The 21,683-nt window shown below is 58.1% G+C and carries 18 protein-coding genes and 1 pseudogene; 11 read left to right on the forward strand and 8 right to left on the reverse strand.

Annotation, left to right across the window (positions count from 1 at the left end):
* Window positions 1-3: 3 nt before the first annotated feature.
* The 4 genes and pseudogenes from RAE21_RS03665 to RAE21_RS03680 all read right to left on the reverse strand — a co-directional run bounded on the left by RAE21_RS03665 (window position 4) and on the right by RAE21_RS03680 (window position 5,220).
* Window positions 4-1,446 carry a carotenoid oxygenase family protein gene (locus RAE21_RS03665; RefSeq protein ID WP_313880196.1) on the reverse strand — a complete coding sequence of 481 codons (1,443 nt, stop codon included), beginning with the start codon at window positions 1,444-1,446 and terminating at the stop codon, window positions 4-6.
* Between the two features lie 59 nt (window positions 1,447-1,505).
* A pseudogene (locus tag RAE21_RS03670) lies at window positions 1,506-2,955 on the reverse strand (aldehyde dehydrogenase).
* Window positions 2,952-4,184: an MFS transporter gene (locus tag RAE21_RS03675; protein ID WP_313880197.1), complete on the reverse strand. Its 1,233-nt coding sequence runs from the start codon at window positions 4,182-4,184 to the stop codon at window positions 2,952-2,954. The pseudogene RAE21_RS03670 and the gene RAE21_RS03675 overlap by 4 nt, the downstream one beginning before the upstream one ends.
* A gap of 43 nt (window positions 4,185-4,227) precedes the next feature.
* Window positions 4,228-5,220 (reverse strand): SphA family protein, encoded by a 993-nt coding sequence (locus RAE21_RS03680; protein ID WP_313880198.1) that lies wholly within the window; start codon window positions 5,218-5,220, stop codon window positions 4,228-4,230.
* A 192-nt stretch (window positions 5,221-5,412) separates the two neighbouring features.
* Here RAE21_RS03680 and RAE21_RS03685 point away from each other — a divergent pair, with 192 nt between their 5' ends.
* Window positions 5,413-7,071 (forward strand): magnesium transporter CorA family protein, encoded by a 1,659-nt coding sequence (locus RAE21_RS03685; protein ID WP_313880199.1) that lies wholly within the window; start codon window positions 5,413-5,415, stop codon window positions 7,069-7,071.
* 200 nt (window positions 7,072-7,271) lie between these two features.
* On the opposite strand, the gene RAE21_RS03690 is transcribed toward RAE21_RS03685, so the two are convergent.
* Window positions 7,272-7,832, reverse strand: a complete 561-nt coding sequence (locus RAE21_RS03690; protein ID WP_313880200.1) for a hypothetical protein — start codon at window positions 7,830-7,832, stop codon at window positions 7,272-7,274.
* A 99-nt stretch (window positions 7,833-7,931) separates the two neighbouring features.
* On the opposite strand from RAE21_RS03690, the gene RAE21_RS03695 reads away from it, so the two are divergent.
* Window positions 7,932-8,906, forward strand: coding sequence for a helix-turn-helix domain-containing protein (locus RAE21_RS03695; RefSeq protein WP_313880201.1), 975 nt, complete (start codon window positions 7,932-7,934; stop codon window positions 8,904-8,906).
* A gap of 103 nt (window positions 8,907-9,009) precedes the next feature.
* On the forward strand, window positions 9,010-9,624 hold the full coding sequence (locus tag RAE21_RS03700) for an FMN-binding negative transcriptional regulator (RefSeq protein WP_313880202.1): 615 nt from the start codon (window positions 9,010-9,012) through the stop codon (window positions 9,622-9,624).
* A 19-nt stretch (window positions 9,625-9,643) separates the two neighbouring features.
* Here the strand turns inward: RAE21_RS03700 and RAE21_RS03705 are convergent, their stop codons facing one another.
* A complete protein-coding gene (locus RAE21_RS03705; protein WP_313880203.1) occupies window positions 9,644-11,758 on the reverse strand; it encodes an AAA domain-containing protein in 2,115 nt (704 codons plus the stop codon).
* 30 nt (window positions 11,759-11,788) lie between these two features.
* Between RAE21_RS03705 and RAE21_RS03710 the strand changes: the two genes are divergently transcribed.
* From RAE21_RS03710 to RAE21_RS03730, 5 genes are all read left to right on the forward strand, one after another.
* Window positions 11,789-12,547 (forward strand): formylglycine-generating enzyme family protein, encoded by a 759-nt coding sequence (locus RAE21_RS03710; protein WP_313880204.1) that lies wholly within the window; start codon window positions 11,789-11,791, stop codon window positions 12,545-12,547.
* 599 nt (window positions 12,548-13,146) lie between these two features.
* Entirely contained in the window at window positions 13,147-13,362 is a 216-nt protein-coding gene (locus RAE21_RS03715) for a hypothetical protein (protein WP_313880205.1), read from the forward strand.
* Between the two features lie 16 nt (window positions 13,363-13,378).
* Window positions 13,379-14,137 (forward strand): CPBP family glutamic-type intramembrane protease, encoded by a 759-nt coding sequence (locus tag RAE21_RS03720; RefSeq protein ID WP_313880206.1) that lies wholly within the window; start codon window positions 13,379-13,381, stop codon window positions 14,135-14,137.
* A 29-nt stretch (window positions 14,138-14,166) separates the two neighbouring features.
* Window positions 14,167-14,358, forward strand: coding sequence for a DUF2252 family protein (locus RAE21_RS03725; RefSeq protein ID WP_313880207.1), 192 nt, complete (start codon window positions 14,167-14,169; stop codon window positions 14,356-14,358).
* A gap of 35 nt (window positions 14,359-14,393) precedes the next feature.
* Window positions 14,394-16,154 (forward strand): M13-type metalloendopeptidase, encoded by a 1,761-nt coding sequence (locus RAE21_RS03730; RefSeq protein ID WP_313880208.1) that lies wholly within the window; start codon window positions 14,394-14,396, stop codon window positions 16,152-16,154.
* On the opposite strand, the gene RAE21_RS03735 is transcribed toward RAE21_RS03730, so the two are convergent.
* Window positions 16,128-17,600 carry an IS5 family transposase gene (locus RAE21_RS03735; RefSeq protein ID WP_313880209.1) on the reverse strand — a complete coding sequence of 491 codons (1,473 nt, stop codon included), beginning with the start codon at window positions 17,598-17,600 and terminating at the stop codon, window positions 16,128-16,130. The two genes, RAE21_RS03730 and RAE21_RS03735, sit on opposite strands and share 27 nt — an antisense overlap.
* A gap of 149 nt (window positions 17,601-17,749) precedes the next feature.
* Here RAE21_RS03735 and RAE21_RS03740 point away from each other — a divergent pair, with 149 nt between their 5' ends.
* Genes RAE21_RS03740 through RAE21_RS03750 form a run of 3 tightly spaced genes read left to right on the forward strand, consistent with a single transcriptional unit; the run spans window position 17,750 to window position 19,496 of the window.
* On the forward strand, window positions 17,750-18,088 hold the full coding sequence (locus RAE21_RS03740) for a M13-type metalloendopeptidase (protein ID WP_313880210.1): 339 nt from the start codon (window positions 17,750-17,752) through the stop codon (window positions 18,086-18,088).
* A gap of 56 nt (window positions 18,089-18,144) precedes the next feature.
* Window positions 18,145-18,618, forward strand: coding sequence for a hypothetical protein (locus RAE21_RS03745; RefSeq protein WP_313880211.1), 474 nt, complete (start codon window positions 18,145-18,147; stop codon window positions 18,616-18,618).
* A gap of 14 nt (window positions 18,619-18,632) precedes the next feature.
* Window positions 18,633-19,496, forward strand: a complete 864-nt coding sequence (locus tag RAE21_RS03750) for a hypothetical protein (protein WP_313880212.1) — start codon at window positions 18,633-18,635, stop codon at window positions 19,494-19,496.
* Between the two features lie 135 nt (window positions 19,497-19,631).
* On the opposite strand, the gene RAE21_RS03755 is transcribed toward RAE21_RS03750, so the two are convergent.
* On the reverse strand, window positions 19,632-21,104 hold the full coding sequence (locus RAE21_RS03755; RefSeq protein WP_313880209.1) for an IS5 family transposase: 1,473 nt from the start codon (window positions 21,102-21,104) through the stop codon (window positions 19,632-19,634).
* Window positions 21,105-21,683: the final 579 nt, after the last annotated feature.

Genomic DNA, 21,683 nt, shown 5'->3' on the forward strand with positions numbered 1-21,683 from the left:
GGCTCAGCCGGGAATCCAGTTCCCGTGGAAACCCAATGGAATGTGGTGGTCCAGCCGGATTCGGGCGATAGGCGCGCCCTCAAAGTCCTGCGCATCGTGGATGACCAGCTCGCTCGCGTTGCGCACCGGATCCCACCAGACCACCATCACCCAGCCCTCATCTTCAGCCTTTGCGCCCTGTTTGGCCACGAAGATGACCTCGCCCGGGGTCATGTCGTAACCGCCGCTCAAATGTTGGAAGTGGCTGACCCCGGTCAGGTAGTCGTGCTTGATGATGCAGTTGAACCCGCGGGTCTGGGAGCCGGGTTGATGAATGCCTGTCATGTAGCCATAGCGATGGGGGCGACCCATGACCTTTTCGTTGGGTCGGACAAACTCTGCGTTGAATTCGCCGATCCGCGTGGTGCTGACTGAGCCGGTCACAATGTCCAGCACCATGCGATGTAACTCCGGGCCTGAGAAAGGCGAGGGCGCGTCTACAAGGGGGAAGGGGTAGAAGTCTTCAACCCGGCCTGCGAAGGCGGGGTCCAACGTCCGGGTGACAGATGCATCGATCACAATTTGGCCCTCCACCTCATGCGCGTTCAGGTAGTGCCCCAGAGTGATGAACAGGTCACTCTCCAGCCAGCGGCTCACGCCGGTTTCCCTATGCACCAGCAAAAAGCGGGTATGTGCTCCGGACTCAAAGCTCAGTGCACTTCGGCCCATCGGTATCAGATGCTCGGCATAGGGCTGAGTCCGTATTGGACCGAACATAAAAACGTAAAAGTTCTCTGTGAACGCAAAGTCATGAATCCACGGCTTGAAAGGTAAGGCCACCCGATGGCGGGACAGGACCTGCCCTGCCATATCAGTGGCGAAGCAATCCAGTGTTTGGGCTTCGTTGTCATGGGCATAGAACAACATCTCGCCTGTGTGATGATCGGTATGGGGGTGGGCGGTCAGCATGGTTTCAAAGGAGCCACCGAAATCAAACTTGCCGCGGGTCTCTAGGGTGCGCGGATCCAGATCCCAGTAGTAGGGGTCAATCTCATGCATGGTAAGAACCTTGCCGCCCAGCGAGATCACATTGATTCCTGCCACTGACTTGATGCGCGGCGCGCCCTCCGGCAACGCCTCTTGGGGTTTGTCCGAGTGTCCGCTGATGCCGTTGTAGAGTGCGCGTCCTGCTGCGCGCTCGACCTTCAGGCCATCGGTTTCGACCAGGCGGTTGCAGTAGCTGGCCCGGCCATCCTTCAGGTGGAAGGCATGCACCATGCCATCTCCATCGAACCAATGGAAATGGTCTACATCCACAGGGCGGAAATGCTGGTTCGAGCCAGTGCGGTAAAGCGATCCGCTGAGCTCCGGTGGAATGTGGCCTTCCACATGCAGATCGGAGACTACATAGGCATTGCGTAAGGGCTCAAAGGGGCCATTTAAAAACGGGTTGGGGGTAGACCACATGGCTTGTTTTTTTGTACAAATAAGTTGGTAAATCGGATTCGTTCTTCAGAGAGAAAGTGTCAAAACGGATAGTGGCGTGGTGTGGTCTGTAGCGTGACCCAGCGCAGCTCGGTAAAGGCGTCTATCCCCGACTGGCCGCCGAAGTGGCCGATGCCGCTGTTCTTCACCCCTCCGAAATGCATCTGCGGTTCGTCATGCAAAGTGGGTCCGTTGACGTGGCAAATGCCGGATTCAATGCGCTGCGCGACGCGCGACGCGCAAGGCGCGGGCCGCATCCCGTCCGAAAACCGCAGCAGACAAGCCATACTCGTTGTCGTTGGCACAGCGAACGGCTTCGTCTTCGCCCTGTACCCGGACAATGCCTTTGACCGGGCCAAACGACTCCTCCTGGTAAATCCGCATCTCAGGCGTTACATGGTCCAGCAAGGTCGGCTGCATCAAGGTGGAGTTCGCTCGACCACCACATAGCAGCGTGGCGCCCTTTGCCAGCGCATCATCAATCAAGGCATTGCACCGGAGCACGGTGGACATATCCACCACAGATGCAATGGCAGAGCTCGTCGTGTCTGGGCGCAACGCGGTGGCTTTGGCGGTCAGGCGCTCGCAAAACGCATCGGCCACCGAGGCGTCCACTACGAACCGCTCTGTGGACATGCAGATCTGGCCGGAGTGCATGAATGCGCCGAAAGCGGCCGCCTCCGCCGCTTGATCGAGGTCCGCGTCGTCGAGCACCACAAAGGGCGCTTTGCCACCCAATTCCAACAGTGCGGGTTTCAGGTGTTCGGCACACTTCAAACCGATGATTTTTCCCACCTTGGTGGATCCGGTGAAGTTGACCCGACGTACCGCCTTGTGCGCAATCATCGCCGACACCACGGTGCCTGCATCTTCTGGGGCGTGGATGATGAAGTTCACTACCCCGGGCGCAAAACCGGCATGGTGGAATGCGTCGACGAGCAGGCGGTGGCTGGCTGGACAAATCTCGGAGCCCTTCAGGATGACGGTATTGCCGCACGCCAATGGGGTTGCAATCGCGCGCACACCCAAAATCCCCGGTGCGTTCCACGGTGCAATGCCCAGCACCACCCCCGCTGGTTGGCGCATGGCCATAGAAATGTTCCCCGGCAGGTCTGACGGAATGACCTGTCCGGAAATCTGGGTCGTGATGGCGGCGGCTTCCCGCACGATGCCGACTGCTGTGGAGACATTGAACTGGCACCACAGTGTGCTGGCGCCAGTTTCATCTTTCATCGCCTTGACGAGCGCAGGGCGCAAAGCTTCCAGCGCATCCGCCGCTTTGTTCAGGAGTGCCCGGCGCTCGCCTGGCCCTGTCGCCGACCATGCGCCAAAGGCACGGCTCGCGGCCTCCACAGCGCGCACAGCGTCCTTTGGCGAAGCGCACACGCCGGTGGAGGCAAGTTGCCCGGAGACGGGGTTCCGTCGTTCAAAGGTGCGTTGGTCTTGCGCGGTAACGTTTTCGTTATCAATGAATAGAGAGGTAAGGGTCATTTCAGGCTTTGAATGGGGCTGCGCAGCAACAGGGCAAAGATCAAACCAAGTGCCAGGCAGCCGAGGGTGAATGGAAGGATGACGGGGATACCGAACGCTTTGGCCAGACCGCCGGCGATGGCCGGTGCCAATGCACCACCCACAATTTCGCCAATGCCGACGATGAAGCCCGTGGCGGTGGAGATGTGTGGCGCAGGTACGTTGTCTGCGGTGATGGAATGCACCATCGCCAAGCTTCCTGAGAAGAAGAAGGTGGCTGCGAACATCAATACTGCGAGCTGCAGGGGTTCAGCCCCTGTGCGCATGAAAAGCCAGGTAGGCACCATGGAGGCGGCCAGACACATCACCATCATGGTTTTGCGGCCCAAGCGGTCAGAAAGGGTAGGGAGTACCAGCATGCCCGCCGCGCCACCCAAGCCGATCATCGATATGACCAGGCCCATGTGCTGGAGTTCTAGGTGCAAAAAGTCGGTCAGGTAGCTGGGCATCAGCGCACTAAAGACCACCACCGGTGCCAACCAGAAGCAAAAGCCTGCACTGGACAAAGCCACATTGGGGAAGCGCAACACCGTGTGGATGGAAACCGGTGCCGGGGGCGGGCTGTTGGGCCGGATTCTTGCCGCATCGTTGTAATACCGGTAAATCAGCCACGCACACACCAAACCCGGCAATGCGGTTACGGCAAACACCCAGCGCCATGAGGGCAAGCCTTGCAACAGTTGTATGGCCAACACCGGGGCAAGCGCACTGCCGATCAAAGGCGCCATCAGCTGCTGGATGCCTGTGTTTCTGCCCACGCGCCGTGCCGGGCTGGCCTCAACGACAGCAGCAATGCTGACTGGTACAAAGGCGCCTTCAAAAATGCCCATGACCGCACGGATCAGCAACAGGCTGATAAGGCCCATGGCCAGGCCGGTGGCCCCGCACAGCACAGAAAATGCCAGCACCGCCATCACCAGAATAGCGCGCCGGCCGAGCCGGTCCGAAAGTCTGCCGAACACCATGGAAGAGAGCCCCCAGGTCAGCGCGACGGCGCCCGAGATCAGGCCTAGGTCTTGGTAGTCAAATCCCAGCTCGCTGGCCATGACGGGTAGCAAGGGGTACATGATGAAGCGATCCAGATTCACCAATGCAAATCCAAACGCCATCAGCGTGAGTGTTTGCCATTCCCGTTGGGGAGGGGCATCTGTGCGGTCTTGCGGCGTTGCCGCCAGTGCGGGTTGTGTCATGGGTGCCTTTTGTGGTCAGAGCGGGTGGGCGTGTAGCAAGCGCTCAAAACGCAAACACCGTGCGGACTTGCAAGCTCAAGGCGGAGGCCGCGCGGTTGCGCGCCATGCTCTCGGTGTACGCGTTGATCCACAACGCTTTTTTGGGGTCGATCCGCCACATCAGCCCGGGGCCGATACCCAACACGCGTTCGCGTGAATCCGCCAGCTCCACACCATTGGCCCGGTGATTGCTGAGCTGCTCAAAGTAGTAACCGTTGATGCCCAGGCTGACCTCGGGCGTGACGGCATAAGAGGCCGCGAAGTTGACCCATGCAGCGTCCCCGGCCTGGGTGTTGGTAACCGTTTGGCCATTGATCTGTTGGGGGCGACTCGCAGCAGGCGAATCGTTTTTCAAGTTGTGCAGGTAGTGCGCCCGCCAGCTCAGCTCCCAGCGGGGCGCCGGGAACAGGGTCGCAGCCCAGTAGGGATTGAAAGATGCGTAGCCCGAACCTTGGTTGATATCAAGATCCTTTTTGTATTCGCCGGTGGGCAGAATGACGGAAGCCGCGAAACGCTGCACGAACACCGGTTTGCCGTCTGCATTGGTCACTGGCTCCCCTTGTAGCGAGGCGTCGAGGGTGATGTCACCCAAAGCGCTGCCGCCGCTCTTCAACGAGGGGCCCGCCCCAAAGCTGGTTTTGAGCGAGACCACCGGCGCGATCAGCATCAGGGCGGGGCGCCATCCGCCGTAGGTTTGCGTGGAGGCGTACGAGAGTTGGTTGATCACCACATCGCTCTGGATGCTGGGATCTTTGAAAACTGGACTTGCGTCGCCGTTGGCACCCGCGATTTTGTTGGCATTGGAGTGGCGCAGCGTGGTTTGCCACGCCCAGCCCGGGCCCCCTGAAAAGCCGTCGTAAAAGCTTGTGACTCCGAGGTTGAGTCCGGCCGGTTGGTTGACTGCGGGAGCTTGGGCGATTGCATGCCCTGCTGCTAGCGAGATGAGGCAAGCCCCACAGTAAGTGGGAACGCGTGCCAGTGCTGAGTTTGAATTCATGTTGTTGTGTCTCCTACAGGTACCTTCTTCACTCGAAAGGGTGGTGAAGTGCGGTAGGTTGGAGCGTAAAAGTGGCGCCCTCAAAAGACTTGTCTGCCAATGCCACACATGACCCAAGGTGCCGTGGCGCCCTAGTGGCAAACCCTATTCGTGGGGTTTCAAACGGCTGTAGCCAGTGCGATACTGACCGCCATGCACACGCCTGAAGCACCCCACCGCGTTCGCCATTTCGGTCAAATTTTGTTGTGGCCCTTGCGGCTGATGCCGGTGCGGGGGGGCGAGGGCAGGCACGCCAAACCGTGGGAAATCTTGTCCGCCATGGGCGACGCCAGTCCGTGGCGCGAGGTGGTGGACGAGTACACCGGCGACGCCTGCAACTTCCACGAGCGGCACTACAACGAGTTCGTGACCTTCTTGCCTTATGTGCAGCGCTTTTTGTATGGCGAGGGCCATGCAAAAGGTGGCGGACAGGTGCACGGCTCGCCCATGCGAGTGTTCCGCAGGCACGACGTCAGCGCCGTCCGGGTGGTGTTACGGCCCGGGGCGGAGCCCATCACCCTGAGCGTGGTGCACGTCGACCTGTATTTCTTTTTGGATCTGGACCTGGTGCTACTCAATGTGGAGGTGGCGGGCGACAACCTGCCGCTCACGCATGCGCAAGAGTTGCTCTACCGCTTTGGCCGCGGCTACCCCTCGGGCTGGGATACGCAGGGGCAGGCGCAGCATTGCCTTCACCAGGCGGAGTGGTTGGGTGCACAGGGCCAGGTGCTGGCGCAGTCGGATGCGGGCCAGCCCGATCTGTTTATGTCGCATGTGGCCCGCCACCGCGCGCCCCGCATTGCTGCCCACTGGGATTGGCTGCTGCAGCCGCTGGTGAGCGACCACTCGGACCAGGTGGGCCCATTGCGCTACCGGCAGATCGAGTACTACCGCATGCCCCTGCTCGGCTACTTGGCCGTAGACGACCCGCAGACGCTGAGTCGCAGCGATTTTGTGCGGCTCGGCTTGGTCACCGGTGCGGGCAGTGCGGATGGCGAAGCTGCGCTGCCGTTTGCCAACGACCACCTGCAGGACTTTGAGGAGCGCTATTGCTACGACCGGTTCTGGACCGCTGGTGGCGCCGCGCCCTACACCCGCTACCTCTGCACCGGCCACTCGCTGGTCGTGGTGGGCGATGCCAAGAGCCAGTTCTTCTCGTGCCGGGATCGGGGTGTGTTGGCGCAGTTCCGGCACCAGCATTTCTTGCTGTTTTTGATTGCGCACTTTCAGAAAGCCGCGCTCTTGATGTTTTCAGACCGGCTGGCTGAGACGCTGCGCAACCTCAACATCAGCGACCCCGGCAGCGTGCGCACCTTCAAGCGCAGCATCCGCAGCACCTTTGCCAGCTTTTTGCGCTTTACCCACCGCTATTGGTTTCACGAGATCTCGGAGCAAGCCCAGACCCGCGCATTGTTTGCCAAGTGTGCGCAGCACCTCGGGCTGGACCCGCTATACGCCGAAGTCAAAGAGCGCATTGCCGACATGAACAATTACCTGGAGGCTGACAGCCTGCGCCGCCAGGCCAACACCGTGGTGCGCCTGACAGTGGTCACCATCCTGGGTTTGATAGGCACCATCACTACGGGCTTTTTGGGCATGAACCTGTTGGCCGAGGCGGATGCCCCTGTGTCCCGCAAGGTGCTGGTGTTTGCCATCGTGTTTGTGGTCACCATCGCGCTCACGGTATACACCATGGCCAAGTCCAAGCGCTTGTCAGATTTTCTGGATGTGCTGTCCGAAGAGCGCGTGGGCCCATGGACCAAGCTGAAGGCCTTCGCCGCCATTTGGTCGCGGGATCGCGACCGCGATTGACCGGGCACCGCGGGCTGATATGCTATCAAAAAAGTAGCTACTCGCGCATATTCCACCTACGCTACAGGCCTATTTGGAACATGGTGTTCGTATTGGCCAGTATTTAGGGTGCTTTAGATCCAAACTTGGAGCAATCGCACCCTGGACGCGATGAAGAGTTTCAGATAGTTGCAATAGACATCTCCAAAGGTCTCTGCAAATCACCACCTCATGAAGGGTGGTGGTGACAGCGGATGCTTGGCGAACCAACCCCCGGCAGCTTTGATCAGCATCTTGTGAAAGCCTGCATTGGGGAACTGGCGTTTTACGTTCGCAAAGTAGCGCCTGGGCACGCCACCCAAGATCAGCCCGAGAGAAAAGTCGGCCAAGTCTGCTCGCCTGAAGACCTCCAGCAGTGGATACTTTTCGGCCAGGTCGCCCTTGATTGCGCGCACCTTGTGGTGCAGGTCAATGAGCAAGGTGATCTCCTCCTCCCATTCACCCAGATGATGGGCATGGAGGTATGCAACTGCTTCCCGGATCGAGGGCGGCAGGTAGTCGACGGTATGGTCAGACCAAATGCCGATGTCATGGTGACAGGCGGCGATGATGAGTTTCTCGCGATCTTCGCAAGTGCACGGCGCCAGCGCAAAGCAGCAGTGCAGCATGCGATACACGTGGTTTTTGTATCCGTCGAAATCAGGGCCTATGCGGGTTCGCCACGGTTGGAGAATTTGCTCAACCAAAGGTAGCGCCGGGTAGACCGTGGTTTCATATTTCATGGAGCCCTCAACAAGTTTCTGTGTTGGCCGGAATTTTGTCGAGGGAAGCTGCTGTTGCTAAGTGGCTCGTTTGACAATGATCAGTAAGATTGGGCCAATATGCCGAAACCTGAAACTACTACCGATTCGATCGCAGTCGTTGCATTCGATCGGATCAGCCCCTTTCACTTGGCCACACCGTGCGTGGTGTTCGGCGAGAGTCACCCGGGTTGTCCGCCGATCGACTTCAAAGTCTGTGCCGCTGAGTCAGGCAGGCTGCGCACGTCTGCAGGTTTTGATATCGACGTTCGTTATGGGCTGTCGGCACTGCAACATGCCGCGACCATCATCGTGCCCAGTTGGCGTGATGTCGCAGAAAGTCCTCCGAAGTCACTGCTCAAAGCCTTGAATGTTGCGCACGAGCGCGGCGCGAAGATTGTGGGCCTTTGCTTGGGCGCATTTGTCTTGGCTGAAGCGGGTTTGCTGGACGGGCGCAAGGTAACGACCCATTGGGCCTATGCCAAAGACTTTGGTGCGCGGTATCCCGCGGTTCAATTGGATGCCGATGTGCTCTATGTGGAAGATCGTGGAGTGGTCACCTCTGCCGGCACGGCAGCGGGGCTCGACTGTTGCCTGTACCTGCTGCGTCAAATGCATGGCTCACAAGTGGCCAATAGTGTGGCCAGGCGTTTGGTAGTTTCTCCGCACCGGCAGGGTGGACAGGCTCAATTCATCGAGCAACCCATTCCCATTACTCCCGCAAATTCCCGCCTCTCTGATTTGTTTGACTGGATTCGTGAGAACCTTCACCTCGCTCACACCGTAGACGCCCTCGCTGAGCGCACCTTCATGAGCCGGCGAACCTTTACCCGGCAGTTCAAGCAGCTTACGGGCATGGGTGTTTTGTCGTGGTTGCTGTCTGAGCGGCTGGCTTATGCCCAGCGGCTTTTGGAGTCCACCGGCGGATCCATGGAGTTTGTTGCAGAGCGAGCGGGATTCGGGTCCGTCGAGTCACTGCGATTGCACTTCCGCCGTCAATTTGGAATTGCACCGACGGAATGGAGAAAGCAATTTCGATTCTCAGAAAGAAACTGAGGGAGTGCCTTGCCCGGTTTATTCCGTCAAAAATGGCGGTTTATGCCAAACCAGATTAGCCTGAAAATTCCAACGTCACATTCCTGAGAGTCGAGTTCACACCATGTACATCCCCGATCACTTTGCTATCAAAAGCGCTGACGTCATGCACAAGATCATCCAAGCGCACCCGCTCGGGGTTCTGGTCACTATGACGCCTGAAGGGTTGGATGCGAACCATATTCCGTTTGAACTCCACGCCGAGCGCGGTGTGCTCACCGCCCATGTGGCGCGGGCCAATCCTGTCTGGCAGCAATGCAAAGACGGTGCAGACGTACTGGTGATTTTTCGCGCGGATGAGGGCTACATCTCCCCCAACTGGTACCCCAGCAAACACGAAACACACCGGTTAGTGCCGACCTGGAATTACGAGGTGGTGCATGTTCACGGGCGGCTGGCGGTGCAGGACCAAGAGAAATTCGTACGCGGTGTGGTGGGTCGGCTCACACGTACCCACGAGGCCACAGAGCCCAAGCCCTGGAAGATGGGGGACTCCGCCCCCGAGTTCATCGACGGAATGCTCAAAGCGATTGTGGGGATAGAGATCACCATCACCCGCATGGAGGGCAAAGCCAAACTGAGCCAAAACCGGGAAGACCGCGACCGGCTCCATGCAGCAGATGAGTTGGTCCGCCAAGGTCACGCGGAATTGGCGCAAGCCATGCGCTCAGCCAAGTAAATCAAGCGCTTGCGCCCAGCTAATCCACGATTTCCCACGCGGTGCGATAGCCGCCAATGCGCTTCACGTAGGTCAGCAGCTCCTTGAAAAAGGGATGGCTACTCAGCGTAGACGAATCCCCCACCAGCAACAGCTTTCGGCGAGAGCGGGTCATGCCCACGTTCATGCGGCGAATGTCCGCCAGAAAGCCAATTTCTCCGTGGTTATTGCTGCGCGTCAGTGAGATAGCAATGATGTCGCGCTCCTGGCCCTGAAACGAATCGACCGTGCCCACGCTCAATATGCGGTTTTGCAACAAGCCGCTAAGCGCCTCGCTCTCCTCGATGGTGTCTTTCAAATAGTTGATCTGGGCACGGTAGGGCGCAATCACGCCGATAGAGAGGCGTTTTGACTCATCGTCGGCTGGGGTGTGCAGCGCTAGTAATTGGGTGAGTCGCTTCAGCAATAGGTCGGCTTCTTCCGGGTTGGCGGTGGAGCGACTTTCGGGAATGGTGATTTCAGAAAAGCCAAAACCGGCCGTGTCGAGAAACTCCACAGGCTGTTCGGACGCGAAACTCATGTCGAACGCACTCAGGTCGGCGTGGCGCACGCTAGGGTGCGCCTCTAACTGGCCGTTGTAGAAGTGCTCAGAGCTAAAACCCATGATGTGCTCATGCATGCGGTACTGCACCGTGAGCATGCGCGCCGTGGTCGGGTGGCGTTTGATGCACTTCTCAAACAGGGTCTCGCGCAGCCCTTCGCGGGCGGCTTTTTCGCTCTTGACAGTGGGGGGCAACTGGTGGTGGTCGCCAGCCAGGATCACCCGCTCGCCCTTGGCAATCGGTATCCAGCATCCGGGCTCCACGGCCTGAGCAGCTTCGTCGATGAAAACAGTCTCAAACGTGAGGTGCCTGATGCTGCGGTTGGCCGCGCCCACCAGGGTGCAGGTGATGACCTGCACCGAGTCGAGCACGTCGTCGGTCATAAAGCGCTCCAAATCGTCAGCCGCTTGATACAGCGCGCGCGCCTCTTCTTTCAGCAGCCGGCGCTGCTGACGTTGCTCAAAGCCAAAGTTGCGAACGTATTCGCTGGCGGTTTCGCGGTACTGGTCTGCAGTTTGGCGCATCGCCCGCATCTTGCTGTAGCTGCCATGGGCCATCACCCGGGCATCGAGGGTGTGCTTTAACAGCAGCTCTGACACGCGACTGGGGTTGCCCAGGCGGATCACGTTGACGCCGCGCTCGGCCAGCTTTTCGGTGAGCAGGTCTACCGCCGTGTTCGAGGGGGCGCACACCAACACCCGCCGCTCTCGCCGGGTGGTTTCCAGAATGGCTTGCACCAGCGTGGTGGTTTTGCCGGTTCCGGGAGGGCCGTGAATGATGGCCACATCTTGCGCGGCGACGACATGGCGCACCGCCGCCAGCTGCGACTCGTTCAGCGGGCTAGGGTAGAGCAGGTCGTCGGTCTTGGGCTCCCGAAAGCGCGGTTGCTGCGCGCCCAGCAGTACATCGCGTAGCTCGGCCAGCCGATCGCCACGGGCGCGGGTGACCTCAGCCAAAGCGCGCTCCATCTCGCGGTAACTCACTTCGTCAAAGGTGAGGTCGATGCCCAGCTTGCAGCCATCAAGCACCCAGTCGGGCAAGTCGGCCTTGTTGGTGGTGAGCGACAGCTTGTTACGCCGCACGCTGGTGATCACACCAGGGAGCGTGGGCTGGTCGTCCTTCGAGTGGCCCGGGAGATTGGCAAACAGCGACGCATTGCTTCCCACTTGAAACAAATGCAGGCCCTGCTGGCTAGGCGCGCGCTCCAACTCCAGCACCACTTTGCCCCCAAAGCCGGTGTCTTCGTTGGTAATGGTGACGGGGTACCAGGTGAGCCCACGCTTTTGGCGCTCTTGGATGCTGACCTTTGCGCTTTTGAGCTTGAATTGCGCCAGGTCTTCTTTCTGCTCCAGTTGCATGAGGGCCTGCACGCGGAGCAACTCTTGCTCAATAGTGCCACGATCGGTAGAAGGAGGGGCGGAGTCAACCGATGGAATAGATATTTGAAAGCTCCAAATTTTGAGAGGGCCCGGCACGTTAAGTCGTGCGGCAGTGTCTGGCGAGGTGCGAAAGAATATCAGCCCTTCCTTGTTGCCGATGGTGGAGGGGAACACGGGTGATTGGACTGACGTCAGAATTGCCCTATGAAAAATTTATGGATGCTGACACTGCTTTGGATGTTTACCGGCTCAATGGCGAAGGCGGCGAACGATGACATGCAGGCGATAAGAGGGTTTGCCATTGACCGCACGGAAGTGAGCATCGCGCAGTTTGCGCGCTATGTGCAGGCCACAGGGATCTTCACCACTGCCGAAAGGGCAGGAGGCGGCAGCACCTATGAGGGTGGTTGGGTGCAACGCAAAGGATGGACTTGGCGCACTCCTTACGGTGTTCCTGCAAACGACAGAGAACCCGCGGTGCACATCACGTTCAATGAGGCCAAAGCATATTGCCAATGGGCGGGTAAGCGGCTTCCCAATGACGCCGAATGGATGGAGGCGGCTTACATTGAACGACGGGCTACTCCCACTGCTGGTTTTGTGAAAGACACGCGCTACCCGTATCCAACTGGAATCAGCCCTGAAGGCGCCAACTGCCTGGGAGATTGCGGTAGCACAAAGACCCTTGCAGCTTATGCTGGTGGCTTGGTCACCTCCAGAGGCGGTGGCCATGTGTTGACCGGAACCACGCGAACAGGCGTCAATGGCCTATGGGACATGGGCGGCAATGCATGGGAGTGGACAGATGACGGTAAGCCTCCGGCGGCAGATACCGATCGCCCAACGCGCGGCGGCTCCCGGTGGTACGGAGCCGCCCAGATGCATCGCGATCATCTGCAAACGAAACCGGCCTCCACGGCGGTTGTTTACATCGGCTTCAGGTGTGCAAAAAGTTTGCCGTAGTACCTTCGGTACCAAGGTCACAACCACTGGTTAGTGGTCGCCTTGCGACCCAAAGCAGTCCTAAGCCTCTGCGAACTAATCACTCTAAAGCAGACATTGGCATCGATAAATTTACTACCAGCAATTTCGAGAACTGAGCACTCTAAGCAGTCCAGTTGGGCATTTGTACTGTCGCGAGTTTTGCAGGATGTTGGGCGGGCGCAGAGCGGCATCTTCCCGCATCACGGTACTTAACGTTAGGGCGTGTCACATTCTTTTTTTTAAAAGAAATGTCTAGCCCTTGCGTTTGTAATGCGAGGGTCCTCCGATCGATCCGCTCACCTCAAGTCAAACGGCTACTTTAGAAATAAGCTATAAATCCGGCTACAGACCGACAAATCGGCAACTAGGGAGCGGATATATGAAGAAGCGGTTATCCAATGCAGCCTGCACGCCGCTTGTAGGGTGTAGCACTACAGAAGTGATTCGTGCACTTGACGTGACAGCAGGGCAGCAGCTCGTTGCTTTGAAAAAGACCCGTGACAACGATGCTCTGAGTGCATCTGAGTAAGACTCATAGTGTCTGAGACTCATCAACAACGTTGAATAAAAGAGCCTCCATGCAGCACGCATGCACTCTTGGCTTGGGATTGCTCGTTATCGCGTTGCTGGCAGTAACTGGTTGCGCCAGAAGTAGCAAAGCTCCCTGGCAAGCATTGACCGAAATTACCAAAAGCCAAGATATCAACGGCTTGGTCAGTACAAAACTTGCGGGCGCTTTGTCTGGCGATGACTTTGAGTCGTTGAGCAATACCATTGTGAAACGCCTCAACTAAGACTGCGACCTTTCCTATGTTGAATTTTTTCCATTGGGAAGATGTGGGATCTGACTTCCCTTTCTACCGCGACTCCCCCAGTTCCCTCACCTTCCGCCAGTGGTGGCTAGTAGTTGCTGCGACAGCAGCGGCATTCATGGCTTTGGCCTTGACCGCCACCTTGTCAGGGGCCGGACTTTTCTGGCCTTTTCTTCCAGCCATTGGGCTGGCGGCTATCCCGCTTCTGGCTCTAGCGCGAGTAGCACCTGAGCACTGGACCTGCCTTTTCGGCCGGGTGGGCTTACGAGAGGTGCGGCTGATGCTGGGTTTTGCTCTGCTCAACATCGTTATCACTATGGGTCTGGGGGCCATCGTGCTGGCGCTCGGCCATACGTCTTCCAATTCAGCCACTTCGCAGTTGGGTTCGCTGGACGCTTTAGAGCTCATCGCTTTTTTTGCCAAAACGCTGCCGCAACTGCTCGGCGAGGAACTCATTACGATCCTGCCGTTCCTGGCTCTTCTTCATTGGCTCACGCAAAGCCTGCAATGGGGGCGCAAAACCGCTATCGTGGCCGTGTGGGTACTTACCTCGGTCATGTTCGGACTGCTTCACCTGCCTACGTATGACTGGAATTGGCTGCAGTGCATAGTTGTCATCGGCGGTGCCCGTATGGTGTTGACACTGCCCTGGATCATGACCAAGAACCTCTGGGTCTCCACCGGCGCTCACATCACCAATGACTGGATCTTGTTTGGCGTGGGCGTGTTGGGCGCAGGTTTGGCTGGCAAGGTTTAAGCAGCGAATGCAGTGAGAAAGGGTCGGCGATGAGCCATAAAAACATTGAGATGTTGGCAGAAAAATTGGCCGCCGGGCGGGCAATGCGCAAGCAAACCAATCGCCAGTCACACCTGGGCACGAGTGACGCCTTTGTTACCGCCCTGACTCGTCACGCAAGCGCGTATGCGGATCAGGTCCATCGAGATTTCGAGGTTTTCCGCACAAATTTGAGCGTTTGAGCCTCCCTTTTTTCATCTTGCCTACCCTGAAACCTATGAACAATATCTTCAGCAAAGCTACCTCTGCACTTCCCGGCCTTCTCGTGGCCGGATTGCTTGCCACTTCGACGGTTCACGCCGGAGGCGTTCTCACCGATGTCCCCGCTCTGGGCTATTCGCCCCAGAACATGGACAAGACGGTCGACCCGCGTCAGGACTTTTTCCGCTATGCCGCTGGCAACTGGCTCAAAAATACTGAAATTGCCCCCAGCGACCCTGATGTCGGCGGCTTTACGCTGCTAGCGCGCAACCTTGACAAACAACTGCTGACGCTCATCAAGGCTTCCGCTGCCGAAACCAACGCGCCCAAGGGCTCAGCGCGTCAGCAAGTCGGCGATTTTTACAAGGCGGCCATGGACGATGCCCGTCGGGACGCCCTTGGAGTCAAACCGTTGGAGGCAGACTTGCAGCGCATCGCAGCAGCGGGCGGAACTCCGGCTGACTACGGCCGTCTTGCCGGCCGTTTGCAGGATGGGGTTGGCGGGTCCCCATTGATCATGATCGCCGCCATGCCGGATGCCAAGGACAGCAACACCACCGTCATGGTGTTGCTACCCGGTGGGCAGTTGCTCGAACAGGATGAGTACTCCAAGCCCGAACATCAGAAGCTGCGCGAAACCTATCGCCAGTACGTGGTGTCGATGTTGAATGGGATCGGTGATCCGGTCGATACAGCCCGAAGCAATGCATCCAAAATTCTGGCCATGGAGGCAAAGGTTGCGGGGTCCATGATGTCGCCTCTGCAGATGCGGGATCCGGCCAACACCTACAACATGATGACGCTGGACCAAGCGCAGGCGTTAATCCCGGCGCTCGACCTCCGAGCCTTCCTGAAAGTGCAAGGGATCGCCGCGCCCAAAAAGGTGCAGGTAGTCGATATCAACGCCTTGAAGGCGCTGCAGAGAATGCTGACCGAGCTGCCGGTCGGCGATGTAAAGCAATTGCTTCGTTGGTTCTTGTTGGCCAGCCGCGCTTCGGAGCTGGGGCGGCCCTACCGGCTAGTCGAAGAAGAATTTTCGCGGACACGCAGGGGCCTCAAAACTTCCCCGGAGCAGGAGCGCGTGGTCACGCAGCAGATCGGAGCGCAGCTGTACCACCCTTTGTCGCAGTTGTATGTGCAGGCTTATTTTCCTGACTCCACCCGGCGCGAAATCACCGAGATGGTCGGGCATATCAAGGACGAGTTTGCCACCCGCCTTCGCAGCAACACGTGGCTGGACGACGCAACCCGCCGTGCAGCGCTTGAGAAGCTCGGGAAAATCGACATTCAGGTGGGCTACCCCAGTGGTTGGGTCGATTTCAGCTCGCTAGACATTCGCCCTGACGACCACTTTGGCAACGTGCAGCGTGCCAACCGCTTTGCTTTTCAGCGCGATATGGCGCGGGTTGACAAACCCGTTCTCAAGAATCGCTTTGCCGTAGCGACCAAGACGACCCCGATTGCGGTGAACTCGGCTTACAACTTCACCACCAACACCATCGACATCACGGCAGCCATCCTCCAGCCGCCGTTCTACAAGCCCGGTGCCGACGTCGCCGCCAATTACTGCGCCATAGGCGGGGTGATCGGCCATGAGATCACCCATGGTTTTGACAGTCTGGGGCGCCAGTACGATCCGCGCGGAAACCTGCGCAACTGGTGGACGCCGAAGGCTGATAAAGAGTTCAAGCAGCGCACCGATGTGCTGGTTGAGCAGTACAGCCAATACGTCGTCCCTGCAAAATTCACTTCAAGCCACCCCCCAGCGCCGATCTGAGCCTTGCAGTCGGTTGAGGCCGATGATTTTGGCCAATTTCTCAAACAAGCCCGTCAAACCGCTCACCTGCAGCAGGCACAACAAAAGGCCCAGGCCTTTCCGGGCGATCATCCGCAGCAGCCAGCGGATGTTGTAGCCCGCCGCGCACAGCACCGCGTGCAGTGCATCGCCTGCTGAGCCTTTGAGGTGGCAGCGGTCCATGCGGTGATCCGCTTTGAGGTGCCCGATGATCGGCTCGATCGCTTGGCGCCGTTTGAGCAGTCTGCGCTCTTCATCGGTCAACCGCTTGTCCTTGCCCCGGTGTTTGATCTCAATGTCCGGGTTGTCTTTGTCCACACCCCGGTAGCCCAAGTCTGCGTACACCACCTCGGGCTTGACCCCCAAGCCTTGCATCAGGATAGCGCTTTGCTCGATCTGCTCGTGCATGGTGTGCCCGTCATACGGGTTACCGGGAAAGCTCCTGGCTCCCACGATCAAATTGCCCTTGAGCGTCATGGCCAGACCCACCTTCACGCCGAACTCGTACGGATTGCGGCTCTTGCCTTTTGAGATGCACTCCACCTCGGGCGCATGCCAGCTGTAGAGCTTGGCGCGGTTGTCCACTGCCTTGCGACTGCCGGTCTGCGTGACCAAGCGTTTGGCCTTGTCCAAGGTCTGGCCCAAGGTCTCTTGTATGGCTTGGCTGAGCGTGGTCATCTTGCGAGCCACCTCGCGCTGCAGCCGTCCAACGATGGTGCGCTGGCGTTTGATGGCTTTGCGCATGCGCTTGAACTGGCGGGCATGGGCATAGCGCCCAGCCTTGTAGCCCAGCAGTTGGCCTTCTTTGGCGTAGGTCTGTTTGAGCTCGATGCCATTGGCTTTGGCCAACTCGACCACCTTGGATCGGGCGGTCTCCAGCAGCTTGCTGTCGGTGGGATGTGCCACAGCTTTTTCTTGCACCGTGGAGTCCACGATCATGCGGGTCAATTCTTTCTTGGCAATCAGCTTGAGGGTGACCGCCACTTCCATGGTGCGGGCCAGCAGTTCTTCCACGCCTTCTTCGCCCAGAGCTTTACGAAAGCGCCCCAGTTGTGTCGGGTCGCACGGCCACTGGTGTTCAAAGTATTCGTTGCCAGAAAAGTACTGCCAAGTGGGGGTCTCACCCCAGCGCTGGATCACGTCCTCGTCGCTCTCATTGAACGCATGCTTGAGGTACAGCAAGGCAACCATTAACCGGGTGGGCAGACGGGGACGGCCGGCATTGGAGACGCCGCCACCGGCAACGGCCGAGACCGGACCAAACAAGTCCAAGTCTTCTATCTTCTTGCCAGACTTGACCTGGCGTGCCCAGCGCTGGACGAGGGAGGCTTCGATCTCTTGCCAAGGCATGCGGTTAGCAAGCACCGCCAGAGGGTGGCGCAAATCGATCATCTGATCCAGGCGGTTGCGGAAAAAGTCATCGGTCATGGCGCTGCTTTCAAAAACTCCCAGAAAACAGACTCCATTGAATATCTATTTGAGAGTTCTGACCATCCGGAATCACCCCAGATCACAAGCGTTCATGCGGGTTGCAGGGGTTTTGCAGGGACAACCAATACGAAATTCTTCCGGGCCTGATGCACAACGGCGCCATGACCGTCACAGAGAATACCGCTGACTTGGGTGGCATCACGCTCGCCCATGCAGCCTTGAAGCGCTTTCTGGCGAAGAACCCCACCCAAGACGTCGATGGGCTGAATGCTGACCAACGGTGCTTTGTAGCCTGGTCGCAAATGTGGGCCTACAAGGGGCGTTCGGAACGATTGCGGTTTCTGGTGTCTGTAGATGTCCACGCTATCGCGTCGGTGCGCGCCATCGCACCGCTGCTGCACCTTGATGCGTTCCACCAGGCTTTCGGTACCCGCCCGGGCGACGCTATGTGGCGCGCGCCGGAGAAGCGGCTGCGCATCTGGTAAGCCCCGCTCAATGACATCTTCATTCGTCCAATCAAAACTCTCTGGAGTTCTTCATCATGGCTAAAGCATTACTTTTTCTTCTGGCTGCAAGTCTGCCCATCGCAGCCCTAGCTAATGACCTTACGCTGTCCTGCCAGGGTCAAGGCGCGGTCATGGCCACCCAGACCACCACGGTGAACCAATTTCAACCGGGCAATCCCGGACACAATAAGACGGGTGTGGTAACCACCCAGACACGGCGGCCCTACACTGGCACGGGGACGGTAGAAATCAAAACAGGCACGGCTCGCATGCGTGTACCCGATGCCATGGTGCCCGCCTTGATGAGTGGTGGTACCGAAGGCTGGTACCCCATAGAAGAGTTGAATATGGGCGAGAAAGAGATCACGGGCGTGGTGCATATCAATTTCCTCAGTCAACCCAAAATGCGGATTGATCGCATCAACGGAAAAATTACGCTCGTAGGCGGTGCCGGCGACTTCTCGGGTGACTGTAGTGCGGTCGATACCAACGCAAAACCCAAATTCTGAGTACTGGATTGGCAATGCATACCTTGTTCTCCCGAATGGCGGCCTTGGCTGCCGGCGCCTCGCTGTTGCTGCTGGCTGGGTGCGCCGCACCACCGTTGCCCAAAAGTATCCCTATTAATAAGCTGGCAGCCCAGCAAGGGGTGAGCTTGCAGCGCACACTGCCCGAAGTCTTGCCTGACAAGTCGACACCCATACCGCATAGCCAGTTTGTACTGATCCCCGGTGAGAGTGCTGCCGGGATGTTGATGCCGATCCCATTTGTGAGCGGTGCGATTGGCGCGGCGATTGACCGCAGCACGGCTGAGTCCTTTGAATCCAGTTACGGGCAAGTATCGCCTTACAACATTGCACTTGCAGAAATGCGGGGCAGCCCCTTCTTTAAGGAGACGGACGGGGGCTTCCAATTGCAGCCATTTGCCTTCATTACCGAATGCGTGGACGACAAGTACCGGATTGCCATGGTGTTTCAAGTGGAAGGATCCGGATGGACCGGGCGGTATATGTACCACTTGCCTACGCCCTACAACGTAGCAGAGTTTAAATCGCCACCCCCCCAGCTTCTGGCTGCCTTGCGGGCGGAGTTGGTCACAGGTGCCAAGGTATTGCGCCAGACCATGGAGCGCATAGCGCGGGGTGAGCTGGAGTCACGGGGGGTGACGGCCGAGCTGGGCAGTTTGCACTTGGTGGGTGGAAAGGCGGCAGGCTTGGTTTTCCCCACGCTGTTGGTGTCCAAGGATGCCGACCTGCTAGAAGAAGCTGCCAGTCATGTTGTGGTGCGTATGTCAGGGGACGTGTCCAAAGCCGGTACGTTGGGCGGTCTGTTTTTCGGGGTGCACTATTTACAGAAATCCCAGCTGCACACCTTTAAAAAGTTCTGAGCCTGCCAAAGCAGCGCGGTCGGTGTCAGACCAGAGCGCTGCTGCGAAGGTCGTAATCGCTAAAGTGGCCGCGGTAATTTTTGAGCAACTCTGTGCAGAAGCACAGGTTACTTAGTCGTCCCTGCAAAATTCACTTCAAGCCACCCCCCAGCGCCGATCTGAGCCTTGCAGTCGGTTGAGGCCGATGATTTTGGCCAATTTCTCAAACAAGCCCGTCAAACCGCTCACCTGCAGCAGGCACAACAAAAGGCCCAGGCCTTTCCGGGCGATCATCCGCAGCAGCCAGCGGATGTTGTAGCCCGCCGCGCACAGCACCGCGTGCAGTGCATCGCCTGCTGAGCCTTTGAGGTGGCAGCGGTCCATGCGGTGATCCGCTTTGAGGTGCCCGATGATCGGCTCGATCGCTTGGCGCCGTTTGAGCAGTCTGCGCTCTTCATCGGTCAACCGCTTGTCCTTGCCCCGGTGTTTGATCTCAATGTCCGGGTTGTCTTTGTCCACACCCCGGTAGCCCAAGTCTGCGTACACCACCTCGGGCTTGACCCCCAAGCCTTGCATCAGGATAGCGCTTTGCTCGATCTGCTCGTGCATGGTGTGCCCGTCATACGGGTTACCGGGAAAGCTCCTGGCTCCCACGATCAAATTGCCCTTGAGCGTCATGGCCAGACCCACCTTCACGCCGAACTCGTACGGATTGCGGCTCTTGCCTTTTGAGATGCACTCCACCTCGGGCGCATGCCAGCTGTAGAGCTTGGCGCGGTTGTCCACTGCCTTGCGACTGCCGGTCTGCGTGACCAAGCGTTTGGCCTTGTCCAAGGTCTGGCCCAAGGTCTCTTGTATGGCTTGGCTGAGCGTGGTCATCTTGCGAGCCACCTCGCGCTGCAGCCGTCCAACGATGGTGCGCTGGCGTTTGATGGCTTTGCGCATGCGCTTGAACTGGCGGGCATGGGCATAGCGCCCAGCCTTGTAGCCCAGCAGTTGGCCTTCTTTGGCGTAGGTCTGTTTGAGCTCGATGCCATTGGCTTTGGCCAACTCGACCACCTTGGATCGGGCGGTCTCCAGCAGCTTGCTGTCGGTGGGATGTGCCACAGCTTTTTCTTGCACCGTGGAGTCCACGATCATGCGGGTCAATTCTTTCTTGGCAATCAGCTTGAGGGTGACCGCCACTTCCATGGTGCGGGCCAGCAGTTCTTCCACGCCTTCTTCGCCCAGAGCTTTACGAAAGCGCCCCAGTTGTGTCGGGTCGCACGGCCACTGGTGTTCAAAGTATTCGTTGCCAGAAAAGTACTGCCAAGTGGGGGTCTCACCCCAGCGCTGGATCACGTCCTCGTCGCTCTCATTGAACGCATGCTTGAGGTACAGCAAGGCAACCATTAACCGGGTGGGCAGACGGGGACGGCCGGCATTGGAGACGCCGCCACCGGCAACGGCCGAGACCGGACCAAACAAGTCCAAGTCTTCTATCTTCTTGCCAGACTTGACCTGGCGTGCCCAGCGCTGGACGAGGGAGGCTTCGATCTCTTGCCAAGGCATGCGGTTAGCAAGCACCGCCAGAGGGTGGCGCAAATCGATCATCTGATCCAGGCGGTTGCGGAAAAAGTCATCGGTCATGGCGCTGCTTTCAAAAACTCCCAGAAAACAGACTCCATTGAATATCTATTTGAGAGTTCTGACCATCCGGAATCACCCCAGATCACAAGCGTTCATGCGGGTTGCAGGGGTTTTGCAGGGACAACTACTTACAGGGTTGGTAGAGGGCCCAATGAGATGCCAACTCGACATGCGACGCCGGTCAACTTGAATAGACCTAATGCATGACACTCAATTTGGCAGCTTGATGGCAGTTGTACATGAGAGGCAGCAGATGGCCCTTAGCTGCTGTCGACCGAAAGCGGTCTTCTGACATCTCAAATACCTAGACTGTTAGCAGACGGTCAGATACGGCTCAACAGGTGGGAGTAGCGCTTGGGTGAAGTTCGGATTTCTGTTGTACGGTATTTATGTGGTTATCAGCCTTAATCTATTTAAACGTGAGACTAGCTATCTATACCTTGAATTATATAAGCCAAGCGCAAAAAAAGATTTAGCTGAGTTGGAAGCATACCTAAATCTCCCACTTTCGCAGTTTTAGGAGCTCAAGCAGGTTGTCAAATATATAGAAACGGCCATCAAATCACCGATAGTGCCGGA

This window comes from Rhodoferax potami (assembly GCF_032193765.1).
GTDB lineage: Bacteria > Pseudomonadota > Gammaproteobacteria > Burkholderiales > Burkholderiaceae_C > Allorhodoferax > Allorhodoferax potami.